Annotated in this window: 5 protein-coding genes; 3 read left to right on the top strand and 2 right to left on the bottom strand. The window is 72.4% G+C overall.

Annotation, left to right across the window (positions count from 1 at the left end):
- Positions 1–757, top strand: a 757-nt coding sequence (locus G3I40_RS08475) for an MFS transporter (protein WP_164301550.1), incomplete at its 5' end; no start/stop codon positions are given.
- Positions 758–842: 85 nt separating this feature from the next.
- On the opposite strand, the gene G3I40_RS08470 is transcribed toward G3I40_RS08475, so the two are convergent.
- Positions 843–1529 carry a TetR/AcrR family transcriptional regulator gene (locus tag G3I40_RS08470; protein WP_164301549.1) on the bottom strand — a complete coding sequence of 229 codons (687 nt, stop codon included), beginning with the start codon at positions 1527–1529 and terminating at the stop codon, positions 843–845.
- Positions 1530–1602: 73 nt separating this feature from the next.
- Between G3I40_RS08470 and G3I40_RS08465 the strand changes: the two genes are divergently transcribed.
- Together G3I40_RS08465 and G3I40_RS08460 are read left to right on the top strand one after the other, a co-directional pair.
- On the top strand, positions 1603–2070 hold the full coding sequence (locus G3I40_RS08465; protein WP_164301548.1) for an SCP2 sterol-binding domain-containing protein: 468 nt from the start codon (positions 1603–1605) through the stop codon (positions 2068–2070).
- A gap of 13 nt (positions 2071–2083) precedes the next feature.
- Entirely contained in the window at positions 2084–3298 is a 1215-nt protein-coding gene (locus G3I40_RS08460; protein WP_164301551.1) for an acyl-CoA dehydrogenase family protein, read from the top strand.
- Between the two features lie 46 nt (positions 3299–3344).
- On the opposite strand, the gene G3I40_RS08455 is transcribed toward G3I40_RS08460, so the two are convergent.
- The coding region (locus tag G3I40_RS08455) for a von Willebrand factor type A domain-containing protein (protein WP_164301547.1) at positions 3345–4779 on the bottom strand (1435 nt) is incomplete at its 5' end.

Genomic DNA, 4779 nt, shown 5'->3' with positions numbered 1-4779 from the left:
GGCCCTGCTCGGCGTGGTCCGGCTGCCCGCGACCCGCCCCGAGGGCAGCACCCGGCGCCGGGCCCGGCGGGGCAGTTGGCGGGTCGTCCTGCGCCGCCCCACGCTGTGGGGCTCGATGGCGACCGACCTGTCCGCGACGTTGCTGGCCATGCCGATCGCACTGTTCCCGCTCGTCAACGAGGCTCGTTTCGGCGGCGATCCGCGGACCCTCGGCCTGTTCCTCTCGGCGGTCGCGGTCGGCGGGATCACCGCCGGGCTGCTCTCCGGCACGGTGACCCGGGCACGGCGCGGCGGCCTGGTCCAGCTGGCGGCGGGGGTCATCTGGGGCCTGGGCCTGGCGGGATTCGGCACGGCCGGACCCCTGTGGGCGGCCCTCGCCTGCCTGGCGGTGGCCGGTGCCGCCGACACCGTGTCCGTGGTGACGCGCAGTGCGCTGGTGCAGTGGGAGACGCCGGACGCGTACCGGGGCCGTGTCTCGTCGATGGAACACGTCATCGGGGTCGCGGGCCCCGAACTGGGTAATTTCCGGGGCGGGTTGGTGGCATCGGCGACGTCGGCGTCGTTCTCGCTGGTGACCGGGGGCCTGGCTGCGGCGCTGGCGGTCGGGGTGGTCGCGGCGGTGAACGGGCCGTTGCGGCGCTACCGGACGCCGGGGGCGCCGCCGACCGACACGGGGGCGCCGGAAGCCACGTCGCCGGCGACGCCGGAGTCGGAAGTGACGGCGGAGGCAGTGCCGCAGGCCGCGGTCCGCCCCTGACCGGCCCCGCTCGCACGGCAGAAGCACCAGCACCAGCGGCAGCGGCAGCGGCAGCGGCAGCCGGGACGCATCCCCGAGCGGGGCCTCAACCCCGGTCCGGCGCCTCCGGCACCCAGGCCTCCCCCTCCAATACGTCGCGCATCCCCACCCACACCATGTTCATCAACTGCAACGCGATGCCCTCGGGCGACTGCCCGGGGTTGCGCTCCATCCAGTCGGTCAGGGAGTCGGCGGCGCCGACCAGGGCGTGGGCCACGAAGTCGGCGTCCTGGGAGCCCAGTCGGGCGCCGCGCCCGCTGTCCGTGATGCCGTCCCTGACCAGGCCCGCGACCTCGGCCATGACCGCGCGCCGGGCCTCGCCGACGGCGGCGGCGATCGCCTCGCTCAGTTCCGATGCCTGCCGGTGCAGCACGACCCAGCTGTCCCGGTGCTCGGCGACGAACGCGAAGAACGCGGACAGGCCCGCGTACAGGCGCAGTTCGGGCGCCGTGCCGGCCCCGCGCGCGGCCTCCTGGAACGCGGCGACGAGCCGCTCGGCCTCCCGGCGCAGGCACGCCAGGAACAGCCCTTCCTTCGAATCCAGGTACAGATACACCATCGGTTTGGAGATTCCGGCGAGTTCGGCGATCTCGTCCACGGAGGCCGCGTGATAGCCACGCTTGGCGAAGACCCGTACGGCCACGTCGATGATCTGCTGCTCGCGCACCTGCCGCGGTACGCGCTTGCGGTGGCCTGCCGTGCGCCCTTGAGCCGCTCCCGATGTCCCCGTCACCCTTGTCAGCCTACCTACCTCGCCGTAACCTTACCAATCGGTAAGTTTACTGCTTAGTAAGGAGAGTGAGTCCATGAGCGGTGCCGACGACATCGCGGCGCTCGACTTCGCGAGCGTCACGCCCGAGGAGTTCGCGCGGATCGTGAAGGGCATGTCCGCGAAGGAGATCGACGAGATCGCACGGGACAGCACCCTGCGCGCCCGCGTCCTGAAGGAGGTCTTCGGGCGCATGGAGCGGCAGTTCAAGCCGGAGGTCGCCGGGACGCTGGAGGCGCTCATCCGCTGGAAGATCACGCCCCAGGGCGAGAGCCCCGAGGCCGTCTACGAGACGAAGATCACCGGCGGCACGTGCACGGTCACCGAGGGCCGCTCGCACGCGGACCCGCGCGTCACGCTCGTCATGGGCGACGCCGACTTCCTCAAGCTGGTCTCGGGCAACTCCTCGCCCGTCACGATGTTCATGATGCGCAAGGTGAAGATCGCGGGCGATGTCGCGCTCGCCGCCGGCCTGACCCGCTACTTCGACATTCCCAAGGCGTAGGGGGACCGACTCCATCATGGCTTTCTCCCTCGAACTGAGCGAAGAGCAGCGGGACCTGCGCGACTGGGTGCACGGATTCGCCGTCGACGTGGTGCGCCCCGCGGCCGCCGAGTGGGACGAGCGCGAGGAGACCCCCTGGCCGGTGATCCGGGAGGCCGCGAAGATCGGCCTGTACGGGTTCGAGTCGCTGGCGGACCTCTTCGGCGACCCGAGCGGGATCTCCTTGCAGATCGCCAACGAGGAGCTCTTCTGGGGCGACGCGGGCATCGGCATGGCGCTGTTCGGTACGTCGCTGGCGGTGGCCGGGATCTTCTCCTCGGGCACGCCCGACCAGTTGGCCGAGTGGGTGCCGCAGTGCTTCGGTGACGAGACGGACCCGAAGGTCGCGGCGTTCTGCGTCTCGGAGCCGCAGGCCGGCTCGGACGTGGCGGCGATGCGCACCCGCGCCCGGTACGACGAGGCGAAGGACGAGTGGGTGATCAACGGGCAGAAGGCGTGGATCACCAACGGCGGCATCGCGAACGTCCATGTAGTGGTCGCCTCCGTGGACCCGGACCTCGGCTCGCGCGGGCAGGCGGCGTTCCTCGTGCCGCCGGGCACACCCGGCCTCGAAGGGGCCCGCAAAATAAGGAAGTTGGGGTTGCGGGCCTCGCACACCGCCGATGTCTTCCTGGACGACGTCCGTGTCCCCGGGCACTGCCTGCTCGGCGGCAAGGAGCGGCTGGACCGACGCCTCGCGCGGGCCCGCGAGGGGACTCGCGCCAAGGGGCAGGCCGCCATGTCCACCTTCGAGGTGAGCCGCCCGACCGTCGGCGCACAGGCGTTGGGCATCGCGCGGGCGGCGTACGAGTACGCGCTGGAGTACGCCGGGGACCGGGAGGCGTTCGGCCGCCCGATCATCGAGAACCAGGCGATCGCGTTCGCCCTCGCCGATCTGCGCACCGAGATCGAGGCGTGCCGGCTGCTGATCTGGCAGGCCTCCTGGATGGCCCGCAACGACAAGGTCTTCGACGCGGGCCAGGGCTCGATGTCGAAGCTGCGGGCCGGCGAACTCGCGGTCGCCTCGACCGAGAAGGCGATCCAGGTGCTCGGCGGCGCCGGGTACAGCCGGGAGCATCCGGTGGAGCGGATGTACCGGGACGCCAAGATCTACACGATCTTCGAGGGGACGAGCGAGATCCAGCGGCTGGTGATCGCGCGGGCCATCTCGGGGCGTCAGATCAGGTAGCGCCTCGCGCTGAGCACGTCGGCCGCCCGGTCCTGAGCAGCGGTACTCAGGACCGGGCCGCCCGCCGCTTCAACCTCTCCGCGTCCCGCACCGCGTCCCCCAGCTGCCGGACATCCGCTTCCTCCGTCGCCGCCCCCAACTCCCGTACGTAGGAGGCGATCCGCTCCAGCGAGGGCTCGGCGGGGAACGCCTCCTCGGATCCGTTGCCCAAGCGGTGGGCGAAGTACGCGGCGGACGCGGCGAGGCGCAGGCGGGGCGGGGTCTCCTGCGACCACAGGTCGCGGGCGAGCGCCGACGCGGTGACCGTGCCGGAGGCCTCGCGGGGTGCCCGGCTCTCCGGGTCGAGCCAGCGGACCGTCGCCGTCGCCACCCGGCCCCCGGCTCCCTCGCGCAGCTTCACCGCGTACAGCGCCGTCACCGTGTGGCCGGGGCCGACCTCGCCGCCGTCGACGCGGTCGTCGCGGAAGTCGTCGTCGGCGACGCGCCGGTCGTCGTAGCCGAGGAGACGGAAGTCGGCGACCGTGTCCGAGTCGAAGACGACCTGGGCCTTCGCGTCGCGCGCCCGCAACTGGACGTTCTCCGGGAGCTGTTGGACGAAGACCTTGCGGGCGTCGGCCGGTGAGGAGACGTACGTGGTGTGGCCGTCGCCCTTGTCGACGAGCTTCTCCATCAGCGCGTCGCCGTAGTCGCTGCCGACTCCGACGCCGAAGAGCGTGATGCCGTGGGTGCGGCGGGCGTCCCCGATGCGTTCGAGGATGCCGTCCGCGGTGGTCTCGCCGGTGTTGGCGAGCGCGTCGGACAGGAGGACGACGCGGTTGGTGGCGCCGGCCCTGGCCCCCTCGACCGCGGTGGCGTAGCCGGTGGTGATGCCCGCGTCGAGGTTGGTGGAGTCGGTGGGCTCCAGGGTGTCGACGGCTTCCCGGACGTGGTGGCGAACCTCGCCGTCCCGCTCGCCGAGCCGCGTCATCGGCAGCACCGTCCTCGCCTCGTCGCTGAAGGTGACCAGGGCGATCGAGTCGTCGGCGCGGAGCTGGTCGGTGAGCGTGGCAAGGGAGCTCTTGACCAGGTCCAGGCGGCCGGGCTCGGCCATCGAACCGGAGATGTCGACGACGAAGGTGAGGGCCGCGGGCGGGCGTTCGCCGTCCGCGGGCGCCTGTGCCGTGGCCAGGCCCACCCGCATCAAGCGCCAGCCGTCGTCGCCGGTGCGGGCGCCGTCCACGGTGACCGAGAAGCCGTTGCCCTCGGGGCGCGGGTAGCCCTGGCGGAAGCTGTTGACGAACTCCTCGGGCCGCACCGACGCCGGGTCGGGCAGGGCGCCCTGCGCCAGGGTGCGGCGGGCGTAGCCGTAGGAGGCGGTGTCGACGTCGAGGGCGAACGTGGAGCGGTGGTCGGCGTCACCGTCCCGCTCGCCGTACCGCTGTCCGTCCGGTCCGACGGAGGCCGCGGGCCCGTCCGCCGCGCCGGTCGCCCCGCCCCCGGTC

The sequence above is a fragment of the Streptomyces sp. SID14478 genome (assembly GCF_010548525.1).
GTDB lineage: Bacteria > Actinomycetota > Actinomycetes > Streptomycetales > Streptomycetaceae > Streptomyces.
The sequence above is the reverse complement of the archived record's forward strand: the minus strand, read 5'-3'. Positions and strand labels throughout refer to the sequence as shown.

Bases quoted from the DNA above. Each gene is read 5' to 3' on its own strand.
- G3I40_RS08465 (WP_164301548.1), top strand. From the start codon at position 1,603: ATGAGCGGTGCCGACGACATCGCGGCGCTCGACTTCGCGAGCGTCACG.